The organism is Pseudomonas sp. NPDC089407, assembly GCF_044900445.1.
Taxonomy (GTDB): Bacteria; Pseudomonadota; Gammaproteobacteria; order Pseudomonadales; family Pseudomonadaceae; genus Aquipseudomonas.
The window spans coordinates 179,410-195,927 of the sequence record NZ_JBJDNB010000006.1 but is presented as its reverse complement, the minus strand read 5'-3'; the positions used below and the strand labels follow the sequence as shown (position 1 = coordinate 195,927).

Below are 16,518 nucleotides of genomic sequence, written 5' to 3'. Positions count from 1 at the left end.
ATCACGGCGCACGGGTCATGCCGACCATGTCCACGTAGCCGCCTTCCAGAATGCGCGTGGCCTGGTTCGGGTCCTTGATGTTCTGCGCGTGCAGCACCGGGACCTTGACCACTTCCTTGATGCCGGCCGCCAGGTGCAGGAACGGCTCCGGCGGGTAGCTCATGTTGGGGATGACGTTGGCCAGGGTGTTGTGGGTGTCGCAACCCGAGCCGACCACGCCGATGAAGTCGAGCATGCCGGTGGCATCGTAGTAGGCGGCGATCTGCTTCATGTCCTCGTGGCTGAGGCCATCGGGGTGGAACTCGTCACCGCAGATACGCATGCCCACGCAGAAGTCGTCACCGACTTCGGCCCGCACGGCTTTCAATACTTCCAGGCCGAACTTCATGCGGCCTTCGAAGCTGCCGCCCCATTCGTCGGTACGCTTGTTCACCCGCGGGCTCCAGAACTGGTCGATCATGTGCTGGTGCACTGCCGACAGTTCCACGCCGTCCAGGCCGCCCTCTTTGGCACGCCGCGCAGCCTGCGCGTAGTTGCCGATCACCCGCCAGATCTCTTCCACCTCGATGGTTTTGCAGGTGGCGCGGTGTACCGGTTCGCGGATACCCGACGGCGACATCAGGGTCGGCCAGTTGAAGCCGTCCCAGCGCGAGCGGCGGCCCATGTGGGTAATCTGGATCATGATCTTGGCGCCATGCTTGTGCATGGCGTCGGCCAGGTTCTGGAAGTGTGGGATGATGCGGTCGGTCGACAGGTTGACCGATGCCCACCACTCCTGCGGGCTGTCGATGGCCACCACCGACGAGCCGCCGCAGATCGCCAGGCCGATGCCGCCCTTGGCCTTTTCTTCGTAGTACTTCACGTAGCGGTCGGTCGTCATGCCGCCGTCAGTGGCGTAGACCTCGGCGTGCGCGGTGCTGAGCACACGGTTGCGGATGGTCAGTTTGCCGATCTGGATCGGCTGGAACATTGCTTCGAATGCCATGACGCTATCTCCGGCTTACAACGGCTTTGTAACGAACAGGCCATCTTCGTGGCCTTCTTCCGACCCGCCGTAGACCTGTTCGGCCACGGTGCGGATCTTGCTGCCGCGGGCAGCGAGAATCTGGTCCATGGCGCCGGCGAACCAGCCGGTGAACATGTAGTCGACCTTGCGGCCGCACTTGCCATAGACGTACACGAACGCAGAGTGCTTGAGCTTGACGCTGCAGGTGCCTTTGTCCAGGTCGATGTCCTGGATTTCGAACAGGCCCCAGCCACGCTGGCTCAGGCGCTTCATGTAGTGCTCGAACACCGCCACACCTTCCAGGCCATGGCACTCGGCTTCTTTTTCACACCAGTGCCAGGCGGACTTGTAGCCGGCCTTGTAGAGGATCTCGGCGTAGGCGTCAGCGCCCAGTACTTCCTCGATGCCGATGTGGTTGTTGACGAAGAAATGGCGCGGCACATACAGCATCGGCAGGGCGTCACTGGTCCATACGCCGGTTTCGGTATCGACTTCGATTGGCAATTGCGGGGCGATCTTGGCCATGGAAACTCAACTCCATAAAATTTTTTTTTGGGATGCCCCGGCGTTGCTGGCAGGGGCTTCAGGCTTTGGAGAGCGGCTTACTCGCCCCACACGTCCTTGAGGACGTTGACCCAGTTCTCACCCATGATCTTGCGCACCACGCGCTCGGAGTGGCCGCGCTTTAGCAAGGTTTCGGTGAGGTTGGGGAATTCGCCCACGGTGCGGATGCCCAGTGGGTTGATGATCTTGCCGAAGTTGGTCAGGCGGCGGGCATAACCCTTGTCGTGGGTCAGGTACTCGAAGAAGTCCTGGCCGTGGCCCTGGGTGAAGTCTGTACCGATACCGATGGCGTCTTCACCGACGATGTTCATGGTGTATTCGATGGCTTCGGCGTAGTCGTCGATGGTCGAGTCGATGCCCTTGGCCAGGAACGGCGCAAACATGGTCACGCCAACGAAACCGCCGTGGTCGGCGATGAATTTCAGCTCTTCGTCCGACTTGTTGCGCGGGTGCTCTTTCAGGCCCGAGGGCAGGCAGTGCGAGTAGCACACCGGCTTTTTCGATTCGAGGATGACTTCTTCGGAAGTCTTGGAGCCGACGTGGGACAGGTCGCACATGATGCCGACGCGGTTCATTTCTGCCACGATCTCGCGGCCAAAGCCCGACAGACCACCGTCACGCTCGTAGCAACCGGTGCCCACCAGGTTCTGGGTGTTGTAGCACATCTGCACGATGCCCACGCCCAGCTGCTTGAACACGTCGACGTAGGCGATCTGGTCTTCGAACGCATGGGCGTTCTGGAAGCCGAAGAGGATGCCGGTCTTGCCCAGTTCCTTGGCCTTGCGGATGTCGGCGGTGGTGCGCACCGGCATCACCAGGTCGCCGTTGTCGCGGATCAGCTTCTGGCTGGCGGCGATCTGGTCGACGGTCGCCTTGAAGCCTTCCCAGACCGACACCGTGCAGTTGGCCGCAGTCAGCCCGCCTTTGCGCATGTCTTCGAACAGCTCGCGGTTCCACTTGGCAATGATCAAGCCGTCGATGACGATGCTGTCGGCGTGAAGTTCGGCTGGGCTCATCAGGCTGTCCCCTTTTGTTGATTTGGGCCGCGCCGAATCTTCTGCCGGCGCTTTGGGGCCAGCATATGCCTGTGCCTTGCGACGCCCCGATGCAAAAACGACAGGGGGTTTGCCGAAAGCGTCAATGCGCGACAACAGCCCCTCTGCTGCGCTGCCTGGCGATGAGAGACAGTCTCGATAACGCCGTTTGCGGGCGCTTCATGAACATTTGGACAGGTAGCTACCGCCGCGCCTTCGTCTGAGCGAGAATCCCAGCGATTCGTCAGCCTGTTGAGGAGGAAAGGGATGAAATCATTGGCATGGCTGTTACTGCTGGCTGTCGTATCGGGCGCCCAGGCCGGCGAGGAAGAAAGCACCCCGTGCGACAACGTCGAGACCGACCAGCAGACGTTCGCCTGTGCGGCGTTCAACAAGCAAACCGCCGAGCGCGAGCTGAAAGCGGCGTATGACGACCTGATCCAGCGCATTCGCGACCAGTATGCCGATGAAGGCAGCCAGGCTACTGCGCTGGTCGGGCGCATGGAGGCGGCCGAGAAGCTGTGGGCGCAGTTGCGCGATGCGGATTGCAAGGTTGAGACCTATGCCGAGAAGCCGGGGAGCAAGGCGTTTCAGGCGGCTTGGGACACCTGTGTGGCGCAGCGTAGTGATGACCGGTCGGAGTATTTGCAGTCCATCGGCCAGCAGTAGGAGCTGATTGCAACGCTATCCCCTGTAGGAGCGGCCTTGTGTCGCGATAGGGGCGCGAAGCGGCCCCACATTTTCAGCTTCGCCGCGGAAATGGCCGGGGCCGCTTTGCGGCCCTATCGCGACACAAGGCCGCTCCTACAAAGGTCGGCGCCTGACTGCTAAAAAATCATACGGCCCTGACCAAGCGGTCCTCCCGCGGGCAACGCTGGTACCGCGCCCGATAGCAGCGGGTAAAGTACGAAGCCGACTCAAACCCGCACGCCACCCCCACCTCCAGCACGCTCATGTCGGTCTGGCGCAACAACTGCCTGGCTTTATCCAGCCGCAGTCGCAAATAGAAGCCACTGGGCGTGTCATCCAGGTGCACGCGGAACAGCCGCTCCAGCTGCCGCCGGGTCACCTGCACCGCTTCGGCCAGTACCTGGGTATTGAGCGGCTGCTCGGTGTTGCGCTCCATTTCGCCAATCACCTTCACCAACTTCTTGTTGCTGATGCCGTAACGGCTGGCGATCTGCATGCGCTGGTGGTCCTGTCGCTGGCGGATACGCCCGAGCACGAACTGCTCCGACACCTGCACCGCCAGTTCACTGCCGTGGGCCTGGGCAATCAGGTCGAGCATCAGGTCGATTGACGCCGTGCCACCCGCGCAGGTAATGCGCCGCCGGTCGATCTCGAACAGTTCCTGGGTCGCCTGCAGGCTCGGGTAGTTCTCCTTGAACGCTTCCAGCGCCTCCCAGTGCACGGTGGCGCGATGGCCATCTAGCAGGCCGGCCTCGGCCAGCACCACTGCGCCGGTGTCGATACCGCCCAGAATCACCCCGTCATGGTCCAGCCGGCGTAGCGCCTGCTGCAGCGCCGGCCCATAGCAGGCCAGTGGCTCAAAGCCGGCCACAATCAGCAGGATGCCACCCGGCTCGCCCGCCGCCAGCGCTGCATCGGCGTTCACCGACATGCCATTGCTGGCCTCTACCGCGCCGCCATCCAGGCTCAGTACCTGCCAGCGGTACGACGGCCCTTTGAAGCGGTTGGCTACCCGCAGCGGCTCCAGGGCGCTGATGAAGCCCATGGCCGAGAAGCCGGGCAACAACAGGAAATGAATGATTTGCGGCATTGCATGCTCCACGGCAAAGGTGGTCGCCTCCGTGCAAGTGTTGGTCGCCAGGGTGCGATTTTTCACCCTGCCAGCAGCGTAGCGTGTTCACACGGTCCAGAGAGATCAAAACCCATAACAATATGCACTGCCGATGGAGAGCCACCATGCACAGCTTGTTCCGCCGCAGCCTGTTGACCCTTGCCTTGAGCAGCCTCGCCACTTCCCCGCTTTTTGCCGCCGAGCCCGCGGCCTGCAAGAACGTCCGCCTGGGCGTGGTCAACTGGACCGACGTCATCGCCACCAGCGCCATGGCCCAGGTGCTGCTCGACGGCCTGGGTTACCAGACCAAACAGACCAGCGCTTCGCAGCAGATCATCTTCGCCGGCATCCGCGACAAACGCCTGGACATGTTCCTGGGTTACTGGAACCCGATCATGACCCAGACCATCACCCCGTTCGTCGACGCCAAACAGGTCAAGGTGCTCGACAAGCCCAGCCTGGAAGATGCCCGCGCCACCCTGGCAGTGCCGAAGTACCTGGCTGACAAGGGCCTGAAGACTTTTGGCGACATCCACAAGTTCGAAAAAGAGCTGGGCGGGAAAATCTACGGCATCGAGCCGGGCTCCGGCGCCAACACCCAGATCAAGGCGATGATCGTCAAGAACCAGTTCGGCCTGGGCAAGTTCCAGCTGGTCGAGTCCAGCGAGGCCGGCATGCTCGCCGCGGTCGACCGCGCGGTGCGGCGCAAGGAGGCCGTGGTGTTCTTCGGTTGGGCGCCACACCCAATGAACGTGAACATCGACATGGCCTACCTGGGCGACAGCCAGGATGCCCTGGGCCCGGATGAAGGCCGTGCCACGGTGTGGACAGTGACCGCCCCGGACTACGCCGAACGCTGCCCCAACGCCCACCGCCTGCTGGCCAACCTGAACTTCAGCGCCGAGGACGAGAGCCGCATGATGCAGCCGCTGCTCGACCACAAGGACGCGCTGGAGTCTGCCCGCCAGTGGCTCAAAGACCACCCCGAGGACAAGGCCCGCTGGCTGGAAGGTGTGACCACCTTCGATGGCAAGCCTGCTGCGGACAACCTCAAGCTCAGCGCCAACTGATCGGGCTCCTTGCCCGCATACGCCCACTGACAGGTTTACCCGGTCGGTGTAGGAGCGGCCTTGTGTCGCGAAAGGGCCGCAAAGCGGCCCCCGGGTTTCAGCAGCGCCGCATACATCCTGGGGCTGCTGCGCAGCCCTTTCGCGACGCAAGGCCGCTCCTACAAAAAGCCAGCGCCAAACTCTAAACAAGGAACCCGCCATGAACCACAACGTCATCATCACCTGCGCCCTGACGGGCGCCGGCGACACCGCCTCGAAAAGCCACCTGGTCCCGGTCACCCCCAAACAGATCGCCGCAGCCGCCGTCGAAGCTGCCAAGGCTGGCGCCACAGTAGTCCACTGCCACGTCCGCGACCCGCAAACCGGCCGCTTCAGCCGCGACGTGGCGTTGTACCGTGAAGTCATGGAGCGCATCCGCGAAGCCGACGTGGACATCATCGTCAACCTCACCGCCGGCATGGGCGGCGACCTGGAAATCGGCCCGGGTGAAACGCCGCTGGAGTTCGGCCCGGGCACCGACCTGATCGGCCCGCTAGAGCGCCTGGCCCACGTCGAAGCACTGCTGCCGGAGATCTGCACCCTGGACTGCGGCACGCTCAACTTCGGCGACGGCAACTCGATCTACGTCTCCACCCCTGCGCAGCTGCGCGCCGGCGCCAAGCGCATCACCGAGCTGGGGGTGAAAGCAGAGCTGGAAATCTTCGACACCGGCCACCTTTGGTTCGCCAAGCAGATGATGACGGAAGGCCTGCTCGACGACCCGCTGTTCCAGCTGTGCCTGGGCATCCCGTGGGGCGCGCCCGCCGACACCACCACCATGAAGGCGATGGTTGACAACCTGCCGGCAAACGTCACCTGGGCTGGGTTTGGCATCGGTCGCATGCAGATGCCGATGGCAGCACAGGCGGTGCTGCTGGGCGGCAATGTGCGGGTGGGCCTGGAAGACAACCTGTACCTCGACCGTGGCGTGCTGGCCAGCAACGGTCAGTTGGTCGAGCGCGCAGTGGAGATCATTTCGCGCTTGGGCGCCCGCGTACTGACCCCGGCTGAAGGCCGGGAAAAGATGAACCTCAAACGCCGCTGAACCTTTCAACGATTGCAGCTGCGCCACAGATCCTTGTGGGAGCGGGCTTGCCCCGCGAACACCGGCACAGCCGGTGCCATGTACCACCGCGCCGCTTGCTTCGCGGGGCAAGCCCGCTCCCACAAGGATTGGCGCTCGTCCCAATAATTCTGTTCATCCTGAGGACTCGCTATGCCCTTCATCACCGAGATCAAGACTTTCGCCGCCCTCGGTAGCGGCGTGATCGGCAGCGGCTGGGTTGCCCGCGCCCTGGCCCACGGCCTGGACGTGATCGCCTGGGACCCGGCGCCAGGCGCAGAGCAGGCGCTGCGCAAACGTATCGCCAACGCCTGGCCGGCACTGGAGAAGCAAGGCCTGGCACCTTGCGCAGCACAAGACCGGCTGACATTCGTGGCCACCATCGAGGAATGCGTGCGCGACGCCGATTTCATCCAGGAAAGCGCGCCAGAGCGTCTGGACCTTAAACTAGACCTGCATGCGAAAATCAGTGCCGCCGCCAAGCCAAACGCAATCATCGGCAGCAGCACTTCGGGCCTGCTGCCCAGCGAATTCTACGAGTCGGCCACCCACCCCGAACGCTGCGTGGTCGGCCACCCGTTCAACCCGGTCTACCTGCTGCCATTGGTAGAGATCGTCGGCGGCAACCGCACTGCCCCCGAGGCCATCGAAGCCGCCAAGATCATCTATACAGCTTTAGGCATGCGCCCGTTGCATGTGCGCAAGGAAGTCCCCGGCTTCATTGCCGACCGCCTGCTAGAAGCGCTATGGCGCGAGGCTTTGCACCTGGTCAACGACGGCGTGGCCAGCACCGGCGAGATCGACGATGCGATCCGCTTTGGCGCCGGCCTGCGCTGGTCGTTCATGGGCACATTCCTCACCTATACCCTGGCCGGTGGCGATGCTGGCATGCGCCATTTCATGGCCCAGTTCGGCCCGGCGCTGCAGCTGCCGTGGACGTACCTGCCGGCACCAGAGCTGACTGACAAGCTGATCGACGATGTGGTCGAAGGGACCTCCGAGCAACTGGGTGATCGCAGCATCGCCGCACTGGAGCGCTATCGTGACGACACCCTGTTGGCAGTACTGCAAGCGGTGAAAACCAGTAAAGCCAAGCACGGCATGGCCTTTGGCGATTGAGGAGCACGCGATGCCCGCACTGATCACCTACCGCACCCCGGTCCAGCAGGACTGGGTTGATTACAACGGGCATTTGCGCGATGCCTTCTACCTGCTGATATTCAGCTACGCCACCGATGCGCTGATGGCGCGCATCGGCCTGGATGCCGATAGCCGTGGGCGTAGTGGTAACTCGCTGTTCACCCTGGAAGCGCACATCAACTACCTGCATGAAGTGAAGCTGGGCAGTGAGGTGTGGGTGCAGACGCAGATCATCGGCTTTGATCGCAAGCGCCTGCACGTCTACCACAGCCTGCACCGGGCGGGGTTTGACGAGGTGCTGGCGGCCAGCGAGCAGATGCTGCTGCATGTGGACCTGGCGGGGCCAAAGTCGGCGCCGTTCAGTGAGCGGAGTGTCGGGTTGCTTCAGGGGTTGGTGGATGAGCAGCAGGGCCTGCCGCCCGCCGAGTTCGTGGGCCGGGTGATGGGCCTGAACACTAAACCCTGAAGGCGACTGCGCCCCCTGTGGGAGCGGGTTCACCCGCGAATGCTTTGGTAGCTTCACCACCGCATTCGCGGGTGAACCCGCTCCCACAGGGACTTGTGCATGCCTTCAAGTGTTGCTTCGGGCAAAAAATAACCCCGGAAAGCCGTGAGCATCCGGGGCCAAGAGCGAGCAACATCCACTGTGCACGAACGAGGGTGACCAAACCCTCCGTTGCGGTAGATGGCTTGAGTGTGCGCACTTCGCGGCAAGTGGATTTAGCCGGGAACGACCTGTTCTTAGCCAAAGCAGCCATGCCGCCATTCTGTTGTTGCGGGTATGTCGCGGGCGTCACAGAATCGGTCGTAAATCAAAGCAGCACTCTCTTAGCGATAAAAGGGACAACAGCCATGATGCATGCGGATTTGATTGACCAGGACGATCTGGCAGGCCACCTGCGCGCGCGCGGGTTCGACATTCCGGCCGGTGCCAGCGCCGAGCAGGCTTGCGAAGCGGTGGTGCGTGGGCTGACCGAGCCCAATGCGCGAGCGCTGAAGGGGATGGTCGAGCAGATGTATACCGGTAGTGCGACGATCTTGCCGGCGGTGCGCCAGGCGATCGACAAGCAGCTGCTGCCAGCGCTAGCCCAGTTCAGCAGGCGCGCCTGATTCGTTTTTCCTGTACTGGCCTCTTCGCGGGTGAACCCGCTCCTACAGGGATTGCACAAGGCCTGAGGCCTGTGGAGTACCTTGTAGGAGCGGGTTTACCCGCGAAGAGGCCGGCACTGTCTTACGCAGGCTCGGCCAACCGCTCCAGCTCAAAGGTCCGGTCAAACAGCCCGACCAACCCCTCCTGGTGAGTCACGCCCACCACCGTGCATTCCGACAGCTCCCGCCTGAGCATCTCGAGCAACCCCCGCGCACTGCCCATATCCAGCTGGCTGGTCGCCTCATCCAGATACAAGGTATCCGGCCGGTACAACAGCGCCCGCGCCAGGCTCAACCGCTGCTGTTCGCCACCCGAAAGCACACGCTCCCACTCCGCCTGCTGGTCCAGTTGCCCGATCAGGCCACCCAGCCCCACTTTGGCCAACACATCGACCAACTGCACATCATCGATCGAGCGCAGCTGTGGATAAGCCAGCAACCCGCGCAAACTCATGTGCGGCATGTAGGGTTTCTGTGGCAACAACAGGCTGCGCCCCGGCGGCAATTGCCAATCCCCCACGCAATAAGGCCACAGCCCCTGCAAGGTGCGCAGCAAAGTCGACTTGCCCAACCCGCTGCGCCCGCCCAGACGCACCCATTCGCCCTGCCCCACGCTGAGGTCGAGGGCCTCCAGCAGCACGCCGCCATCGGGCTTGCACAACGTCAGGCCCTGCATGCACAGGCACTGCCCCTGTGGTGCCTTGAGCACCTGCTGGCGGCTGGCGGCTATGGCCTGTTCGAACTGCTCAAGCCGCTGCAGCGCCGCGCTCCAGCGCACCAGCTTGTGATACAGCTTGATAAACCAGCTGAGCGAGCCATGCACGGCGTTGAACGCACTGCGAATCTGCATCAATCCACCTAGGGTGATGGCCTTGGCCATGAACGCCGGCAAGGCGGCGAACACGGGAATGATCAGACTCAGGCGCTCGTAGGCAACCGTAAACAGGCTGAGGTTGCGCTCACGCCCCATCAGTTGCCGCCAGTTATCGGCAATGGCGCGGAAGCGCCCGGCCAAGTGTTCACGCTCCACCGCTTCACCGCGGTACAGCGCGATCTGCTCGGCATGGTCGCGCTTGCGCAGCAGGCTGGCGCGAAAGTCCGCCTCGCGGTGTTCGCGCTCGTAGTTCAGCGCATGCAGCGGCTTGCCGATCAGGTGTGTCAGCAGGCTGCCGGCCAGGGTGTAGAACAGCACGATCCACACCAGGTAGCCATGCATAGTGACCGTTTCGCCGAACAGGCTGAAGGTTTGCACGCCCGACAGGTTCCACAGGATCACCACGAACGCGCCGACTTGCGCCAGGTTGATCACCAAGGAGGCCACCAGTTCGATGCTCAGGCCGACCATCAGGTCGATGTCCTGGGCAATGCGCTGGTCGGGGTTGTCGGGTTCGCCGGTCAGCCCCAGGCGGTAGAACACCTGGTCGGCCAGCCAGGCATCGGTCAGGCGCCCGGTCATCGCCTGGCGCCAGCGCAGCTCCAGCCCTTTTCGGATGTAGTCCATGGCCACGACGATCAGCACATAGCTGCCCAGGTACAGCGCGTATTCGCCGACCAAGCCGTACAGCCGGGTCGTGTCGAATGCTGCCAGGGTGTCGTAGAAGGTCTTGCTCCAGCTGTTGATCAGCACATTGATCTGTACCACCAGCAGCCCCAGGCCGATCACTGCTGCCAGCATCAGCCAAGCCGGCCACTGCTGGCGGCTGCGCCAGAACGGCTGGCTGAGGCGGTAGAAGGTCCGCAGGGTCTTCACAGGTCCTGCTCCAGTGCCGCCGCCGAGGGCAACAGGCGCAGCTGTACCTGGTTGGCGCGCGGGAACAGGTGTTTCGCCTGCTGCTGCATTTCCGGCAGCGTCAGCGCTTCAGACAGCTGCGCCTGGGTCTGCAGGTAACGCGGGTCGTGCCAGCGGCGGTCGCTGAGGATCAGGCGTTTGAACTGGGTTTGCGGGTCGTCGCGGCGCTTGCTTTCCTGACGCAGGAATTCTGCGCGCTCGGTCATTAGCCACTGGGCATCCGGTTGCAGGCTGGCCAGGGTCTTCCGGGCCATGGCCCACAGCTCGTCGACCCGTGCCGGGTCGCAGCTGAAGCTGAGGCTGCTTTCGATGCGCTGGGTATCGGCATTCAGTTCGCTGTCAAAACGCAGGCGATACACGCCGGAAGCTTCGCCGCGCAACTGGGCCTTGAGCCGCTGGTTGGCCAGATCCCGCAACAGCGAGATCCGCGCCGCCGCTTCCGGGCTCCAGACTTGTGGCTGGAAGCTGCTGGCTTGCAGTACTGCACGCGGCTCCAGGGCGATGGCCAGGTCCTTGCGGCGCTGGCCGGGTTGCTGCAGTGCCAGCTTGCCGGTTGCTGTCTGGCGGCGAGGGATGGTTGCCAGCACGCTGCGCACCAGGGGCTCGAGCCGTTCCGGGGCAATGTCTGCCATCACATAATAGGTCACGGGGGCGCTGGCCATGCGCAGCCAGTCGGCGCTGAGTTGAGCCACCGTAAGCCCTTCAAGGCTGGCGACATCCGGCGACTGCCAGAGATCGACACCGTACTTCAGTGTGCGCTGCGCCTGCTCCTGGCGCCCGCGCACATCGCCGGGGCGGCTGCGCAGGCGTTGCAGCAGCTCATCGCGAGCCTCGTCGAGCACGGCCGGGTCAACACTGACCATCTGGCTCATCCGGTAACTCTGCAGCAGGAACAGGAACTGCTCGGGGGCAGCACCCAGGTTGATCTGCAGGCGTTGCGGCTGGTGATCCAGGCCAAGCGTGGAGCGTTGTTGCTGGCGCCAGTCGGCCAAAGCCTGCGGATCCATGCCAGGTGAAGGGCTGCGCAGGGCCAACTGTGCCGCCATCTGCAGGCGCCAGGCCGGTACACCATCCTGCTGGTAGCCAGCAGGCGATTCTGCCTGCAGCAGCCACTTGCCCTCCGGGCCGTTGCGTTTAAGCCACACCAGGCGATCACCATTGCTCAGTTGCCAGTGTTCGACCTGCTGCTCAGGGAAGGCCTCGCGCGCGACGATATCAGCCGCCGGCGCCAGTGCAGGCATCACCACCTTGGCTCGCGCGGCTACCACCGGCGCCTGCTGGACGGGTGCGCCGAGCGCGCGGCTGGCCAGCTCGGCCTGCTGTGCCTCGACCTGTGCAACGCTGGGCAGCGCCACCTTGGAGGTACCCGCCGCGCTGACCTGCAACACCCGGTCCGGGCTGGCCAGCCAGCGCCGCAGGCGGGCATCCAGCTCAGCCCGGTCGATACTGCCCAGCACTTCGAGATAGCGCTCGGCGGTGGCCTGGCGCTCGGTCACCGCGTTGCCTTGCGCGGCGGCATTGTTGAGCTGCTCGACCCACTGTTCGAAGGTACGCGGTGCCTGGTTGGCCACGGTCTTGGCGCCCAGCTTGCGAATGTGATCCCGCTCGCGCTGCCAGTCCGCCTCGGTAAAACCGTGCTGGCGCAGGCGCTCGATCTCGGTCAGTAGCTGCTGCAACGCCTGGGCGTGGGCCTGGCCGTTTACACCAGCAGCAATCCCCAGTACGGCGGAGTGTTCACCGATCAGGGTTTTCTGCACGACCAGGCTGCGCACGCCCGGCTCACGGGGCTGGCGGCGCAGGCTGTCAAGCATGGCGGCCAGGGTCATACGGTCGATCAGACGCTCGCGCAGGGCCTTGCGGGTGGTGCCGCGGCTGTCGGGCTCGTGTGAGCGGAACAGCATCGCCACCTGGTTGCTGCCCGACTGGGTGTCCTGCAAGCGGAATACCTTGAGCTTGTCGTCCAGCGACAGTTCACGTTGCTCGCGACTGGCCAGCTTGCCGGCCTTGGCCGACGCGAAAGCCTGTTCGATCTGCACGCGCATCGCCTGTGGATCGAAATCGCCGACCGCCGACAGCACCATGTTGTTCGGCAGGTACCAGCGGTTCTGGAAGGCCTTCAACTGCTCCAGGCTGGCCATGCGGATCGCCGCCTCGTTGCCGATGGTGCGGTGCTCGGGGTAGCGCGAACCCACCCGCTGCGAAGCGGTGCGCTGCTCGTTCATGCGCTGAGCCACGCCCAGGCCGCCGCGCCATTCTTCGATCACGATCGGGCGCTCTTGCTCCAGGTCCCGGGCGTTGTAGTCGCGGGCGAAGGCCAGGTCGGCCAGGGCCTGCAACGCTTGTGGCGCCTGGCGCACACCGGCAGGCGGGCCGATCAGGTACTGGGTGCGTTCGTAATTGGTCACGGCGTTGAAGTGCCGGCCCTGCAGCCAACCCAGGTCGGTCATGCGCTGGCGCAGCTTTTGTTTGCCACCGGCCCGGCTGTGGAAGGCCAGGTGCTCGACCAGGTGCGCCACGCCGACCTGGTCGTCGGCCTCGTCCACCGAGCCAGCCTTGACCGTCAGGCGCAGATCCAGACGGCCGGGCTGCGAGGTTTCCCGCACCAGGCGGTAGGCCAGGCCATTGGCCAGCTGGCCATGCACCACCTGGCTGTCCCAAGGCAGTGGCGAGTCGGGTTCGGGTATCGACGCGCAGGCGCCAAGCAACAGCGGGCCGAGCAGGCCCGCGATGAGCTTTTTCATCAGGGTATCCACGGTTCTAGTTGTGAGGGATCAGAAGCGGTAACCGACTTCCAACGCGTACTGGCGGCCCACTTCGTAGCTGACCACGCTGGTCGAGGTGCGGCTGGCGATCTTGTTGACCTGGTCGGTGACGTTGGTGACATCGACGTTGACGAAGAACGCCTGGTCTTTGCCGGTGGGGATGTCCCAGGCCAGGCGCAAGTCCCAGGTCGGTGCGCCAGGTGTGGCGACGGTTTCGTAGCGGCTGTAGGTCTTGCCGTCGACTTCCGCATCCGGGCTGACCTGCACCACTTGGTCGTAGGGGCCGCGGTAGCGGAAGAAGTTGCTGACCGACAGGTTCCACTGGGGGATGTCGGTGATGGTCACCAGGCGAGCCGTCCAGGGCCGGTTGAAGTCGCTGGCCGGCAGCGCCTCGTAGGGCACGAGCTTGCCGTCGAACATCACCGGGTCGTTATCCAGCTCTTCACGGTCCACTCCGGATTCGTACGTGGAACCGTGGGCACCCTTGCTTTGCGACCAGTCCAGCGCTAGCTGCACACTGGTGCTGGTGCCCCTCAAGCGCAGCGGTTGCATCGGCGTCACCGTCAGGCTGACGTTCTCGGTTTCGCTGGTGCCGGCATTCAGGTAGACGTAGTAGTCCTTGCTGTAACCGTCCGGAATGTCTTGTTCGTCGAGGTTGTAATAGGGCCGGGTGCGGTAGATCTGGTCGTGGCCCTTGCGGTTGATGTACTTGAGCTGGAATTCGGTGTTGAACCAGCGCTGATTGAGGCCCAGCATCAGTTCGTCGTCGTAGGGGATGTCCATGCTACGGAACTGGCTGAGGTTCTTGTTGGTACTGGCCAACGTCCACGCATCGGTCTGCGCAGAGCGGGTATAGCGCGAGGTGAACGCCTGGCGACCGTCGGCCAGGCGATACTTGAAGACGTTGCGCCCGTAGTAACGGTTGGCGCCAAACACCAGCACGGTACTGCGATCACCGAAGAAGTCGTAGTCGCCAGCCAAGCGCGGCGCCAGCGACTTTTTCTTCATGTAGTCGTCGCCTTCAAAGCGCAGGCCTGGGCGCAGGGAAAGGTTGCCCAAGCCGATTGTGTCCTGCACGAACAGGGCGTATTTCTTCTGGTCCATGTCTACTCGGCCGGCGCCATACACCATCATCGCCGAGCCGTACTGGCGGTTCTGGCCATTGAGCAGGGTGCCAGTTGAGCAGTAAGGGTCACTGCCGCAGGTCGTGCCGTCATCACGCTTGAAGGTGGTGACTGCGGTGGCATCGTCCTCCCGCTCCCAGCTGGCGCGCTGGTAGCCCAGCTCCACGCCAGTGCTCAGGGTGTGCTGGGTGGTGCCGAGGTTGAAGGTCTGCCAGTCGGCCTTGAGCTTGTAGTCGATACCGCGCTGGGTCTGGTAAAGGCTGCCGTAGCCGCCTTGCTGGCTGCGGGAGGTTGCGCTGTCAGGGTTGCCCCAGTCTTTGTCGGCGGACCAGTACCAGTTGATGTACTCATCGCTGTCGGAGTCGCGCGAGGCGTACAGGTCGGTCACCGCCAGCTGTTGGGTCCAGCGGGCGCTGTCGCCTTCGTAGATGGTTTTCAGCGAAGCCTGCCAGCCACCGTTGATGTTGGTGTAGCCCGAGTCGGTGCTGTCCTCGCGGAAATAGGTGTTCTCTTGAGGTGCATAGACGACCGAGGTATCCAGCGTCAGGCGGTCGTTGATGTTCCAGTAGGTTTTGAGCAGAAAGTTGTCGAGGGCGCGGGTCTGCTCCTGCTCGTTTTCATTGTTGGGGCTGTTATAGCCGTTCTTGTAGGTGCGCAGCGGCAGGTAGGAGCGCTTTTGCGAAAAATTCAGCAACGCGCCGAAGTCTTCGTTGAAGTGTCCTTCGAGGGTGCCGCGCACCGTGGTCTTCTTGAACTCGGGCTGGCTCTGCTCGCTGGAGGAGTTCTTGAAGCTTTCCTTGTCCTCGCCGCTGATGTGGTAGCGGGTCCATTCCGAGCGGCTCATGGCGTAGGAAATCTTGCCATGCAAATCCTGGGTCGGGCGGCGAGTAACGGCGTCGACCACGCCACCGTTGAAGCCGCCGTACTCCACCGGCACGTTGCTGTCGTAGACCTTGATCTCTTCGAGCAGGTCGGCGTCCAGCGCGATGCCGTGGGAGCGACTGGGTGCCGAGTCGAACTGGCGCGTTTCGTTGTAGCCGTGGGCGCCGGGGTCGAGGTCGTTGTTGATCGAGATGCCGTCGATCATGAAGTTGTTCTGGTAGAACTTGGCGCCGTTGATGCTGATATCGGCCGGGTCGATCTCACCGGGGGTGCTGGAGCTTTTCTGATCGCTGCTGAACTGCACGTTGGGGTGCATCTGCAGAATCGTGGTGACGTCGCCGTTGGCGCCCGGAAAGGCCTGGATCGCCTTGCGGTCAATGACGGTGGCACCCATGAAGCTGTTCTCCTCGGTGTCGCCGAGGATCAAGGTGTTGTGCAGTTCGAGAGCGCCGTTGTCGGCTTTCAGCAGGCGAAACATCAGCGTGCCGTATTCGTAGTCCCAGCTGATGCCGGTGCCCAGCAGCAGCTGAGCGAGTGCGGCCTCGCTGCTCAACTGGCCGCTGACCGCGGTGGATTGCTGGCCTTCGAGCAGGTCTGGGTCGACCGAGACCTGCAGGCCGCTTTGCTGGCCGAAGGTGATCAGGGCGATGGCCAGTTTCTGTGCCGGAATGTCGAATGCGTTCACCTGGGCCATTACCGAGCGCTGGACTTGTTCTTCGGCATGGGTAGGTAGCGCGGCCAGCGCGCAGCAAGCGCCGAGTACGCCTGCACCGGCCACGGTTTTCAGGCGCAACGACCAACCCCGCGCGCAGCGCGGCTTTCGGCTTGATGTTTCAGTCATCCCACATCCCCGCCCCGGGCAATCGCCGGGCTGCAAATTTTAATAAGAATCGCTATCAGTTGTTGCGCGCGGGGAGAAGACGGGGGAGTGCGGGGAATTTTCAGAAGATTTTGAAATTATTTTTGCTGGGGGATTTTGGGGCTGCTTTGCAGCCCATCGCGACGCAAGGCCGCTCCTACAGGGGGTCGCGTCAACTTCAGACTGTTTGCAATCTCCTGTAGGAGCGGCCTTGCGTCGCGATAGGGCCGCAAAGC

General features: G+C 63.3%; 12 protein-coding genes and 1 pseudogene. 6 read left to right on the top strand and 7 right to left on the bottom strand.

The genetic code is table 11. From position 1 onward, the window contains the following. Positions 1-7 precede the first annotated feature (7 nt). From dgcA to ACI2KG_RS07375, 3 genes and pseudogenes are all read right to left on the bottom strand, one after another. Positions 8-985 (bottom strand): annotated as a pseudogene (dgcA, locus tag ACI2KG_RS07385) (dimethylglycine demethylation protein DgcA); the annotation flags it as partial. Between the two features lie 15 nt (positions 986-1,000). After that, the gene (locus ACI2KG_RS07380; protein WP_201202126.1) at positions 1,001-1,531 is read right to left on the bottom strand and encodes a DUF5943 domain-containing protein; all 531 of its coding nucleotides are present in this window, start codon (positions 1,529-1,531) and stop codon (positions 1,001-1,003) included. A gap of 77 nt (positions 1,532-1,608) precedes the next feature. Next, positions 1,609-2,586, bottom strand: coding sequence for a dipeptidase (locus tag ACI2KG_RS07375; protein WP_033703163.1), 978 nt, complete (start codon positions 2,584-2,586; stop codon positions 1,609-1,611). A 285-nt stretch (positions 2,587-2,871) separates the two neighbouring features. Between ACI2KG_RS07375 and ACI2KG_RS07370 the strand changes: the two genes are divergently transcribed. Further along, positions 2,872-3,273: a lysozyme inhibitor LprI family protein gene (locus ACI2KG_RS07370; RefSeq protein ID WP_400616842.1), complete on the top strand. Its 402-nt coding sequence runs from the start codon at positions 2,872-2,874 to the stop codon at positions 3,271-3,273. A gap of 166 nt (positions 3,274-3,439) precedes the next feature. Here ACI2KG_RS07370 and ACI2KG_RS07365 read toward each other — a convergent pair whose 3' ends face one another. Beyond that, positions 3,440-4,384, bottom strand: coding sequence for a GlxA family transcriptional regulator (locus tag ACI2KG_RS07365; RefSeq protein WP_404661400.1), 945 nt, complete (start codon positions 4,382-4,384; stop codon positions 3,440-3,442). 146 nt (positions 4,385-4,530) lie between these two features. On the opposite strand from ACI2KG_RS07365, the gene choX reads away from it, so the two are divergent. The 5 genes from choX (at position 4,531) to ACI2KG_RS07340 (ending at position 8,827) form a co-directional block, all read left to right on the top strand. Continuing rightward, positions 4,531-5,475 carry a choline ABC transporter substrate-binding protein gene (gene choX, locus ACI2KG_RS07360; protein ID WP_404661399.1) on the top strand — a complete coding sequence of 315 codons (945 nt, stop codon included), beginning with the start codon at positions 4,531-4,533 and terminating at the stop codon, positions 5,473-5,475. Positions 5,476-5,674: 199 nt separating this feature from the next. After that, positions 5,675-6,559: a 3-keto-5-aminohexanoate cleavage protein gene (locus ACI2KG_RS07355; protein ID WP_404661398.1), complete on the top strand. Its 885-nt coding sequence runs from the start codon at positions 5,675-5,677 to the stop codon at positions 6,557-6,559. A 171-nt stretch (positions 6,560-6,730) separates the two neighbouring features. Further along, complete coding sequence (locus tag ACI2KG_RS07350; protein ID WP_404661397.1) at positions 6,731-7,696, top strand: L-carnitine dehydrogenase; 966 nt, start codon at positions 6,731-6,733, stop codon at positions 7,694-7,696. Positions 7,697-7,706: 10 nt separating this feature from the next. Continuing rightward, a complete protein-coding gene (locus ACI2KG_RS07345; protein ID WP_404661396.1) occupies positions 7,707-8,183 on the top strand; it encodes a thioesterase family protein in 477 nt (158 codons plus the stop codon). A gap of 386 nt (positions 8,184-8,569) precedes the next feature. Beyond that, positions 8,570-8,827: a hypothetical protein gene (locus ACI2KG_RS07340; protein WP_159412923.1), complete on the top strand. Its 258-nt coding sequence runs from the start codon at positions 8,570-8,572 to the stop codon at positions 8,825-8,827. A gap of 121 nt (positions 8,828-8,948) precedes the next feature. Here ACI2KG_RS07340 and ACI2KG_RS07335 read toward each other — a convergent pair whose 3' ends face one another. From ACI2KG_RS07335 to ACI2KG_RS07325, 3 genes are read right to left on the bottom strand one after another with little or no spacing between them, the layout of a single operon-like run. Further along, positions 8,949-10,616: an ABC transporter ATP-binding protein/permease gene (locus tag ACI2KG_RS07335; protein WP_404661395.1), complete on the bottom strand. Its 1,668-nt coding sequence runs from the start codon at positions 10,614-10,616 to the stop codon at positions 8,949-8,951. After that, complete coding sequence (locus ACI2KG_RS07330; RefSeq protein WP_404661394.1) at positions 10,613-13,396, bottom strand: insulinase family protein; 2,784 nt, start codon at positions 13,394-13,396, stop codon at positions 10,613-10,615. Before ACI2KG_RS07330 ends, ACI2KG_RS07335 begins: the two co-directional genes overlap by 4 nt. A gap of 30 nt (positions 13,397-13,426) precedes the next feature. Then, a complete protein-coding gene (locus tag ACI2KG_RS07325) occupies positions 13,427-16,264 on the bottom strand; it encodes a TonB-dependent receptor plug domain-containing protein (RefSeq protein WP_404661393.1) in 2,838 nt (945 codons plus the stop codon). Positions 16,265-16,518 lie beyond the last annotated feature (254 nt).

Excerpts from the sequence above, each read along its gene's own strand:
- ACI2KG_RS07340 (WP_159412923.1), top strand. The coding sequence starts at position 8,570 with ATGATGCATGCGGATTTGATTGACCAGGACGATCTGGCAGGCCACCTG.
- ACI2KG_RS07375 (WP_033703163.1), bottom strand. The coding sequence starts at position 2,586 with ATGAGCCCAGCCGAACTTCACGCCGACAGCATCGTCATCGACGGCTTG.
- ACI2KG_RS07330 (WP_404661394.1), bottom strand. The coding sequence starts at position 13,396 with ATGAAAAAGCTCATCGCGGGCCTGCTCGGCCCGCTGTTGCTTGGCGCC.
- ACI2KG_RS07365 (WP_404661400.1), bottom strand. The coding sequence starts at position 4,384 with ATGCCGCAAATCATTCATTTCCTGTTGTTGCCCGGCTTCTCGGCCATG.
- ACI2KG_RS07350 (WP_404661397.1), top strand. The coding sequence starts at position 6,731 with ATGCCCTTCATCACCGAGATCAAGACTTTCGCCGCCCTCGGTAGCGGC.
- ACI2KG_RS07345 (WP_404661396.1), top strand. The coding sequence starts at position 7,707 with ATGCCCGCACTGATCACCTACCGCACCCCGGTCCAGCAGGACTGGGTT.
- ACI2KG_RS07325 (WP_404661393.1), bottom strand. The coding sequence starts at position 16,264 with ATGACTGAAACATCAAGCCGAAAGCCGCGCTGCGCGCGGGGTTGGTCG.
- ACI2KG_RS07355 (WP_404661398.1), top strand. The coding sequence starts at position 5,675 with ATGAACCACAACGTCATCATCACCTGCGCCCTGACGGGCGCCGGCGAC.
- ACI2KG_RS07370 (WP_400616842.1), top strand. The coding sequence starts at position 2,872 with ATGAAATCATTGGCATGGCTGTTACTGCTGGCTGTCGTATCGGGCGCC.
- ACI2KG_RS07380 (WP_201202126.1), bottom strand. The coding sequence starts at position 1,531 with ATGGCCAAGATCGCCCCGCAATTGCCAATCGAAGTCGATACCGAAACC.
- choX (WP_404661399.1), top strand. The coding sequence starts at position 4,531 with ATGCACAGCTTGTTCCGCCGCAGCCTGTTGACCCTTGCCTTGAGCAGC.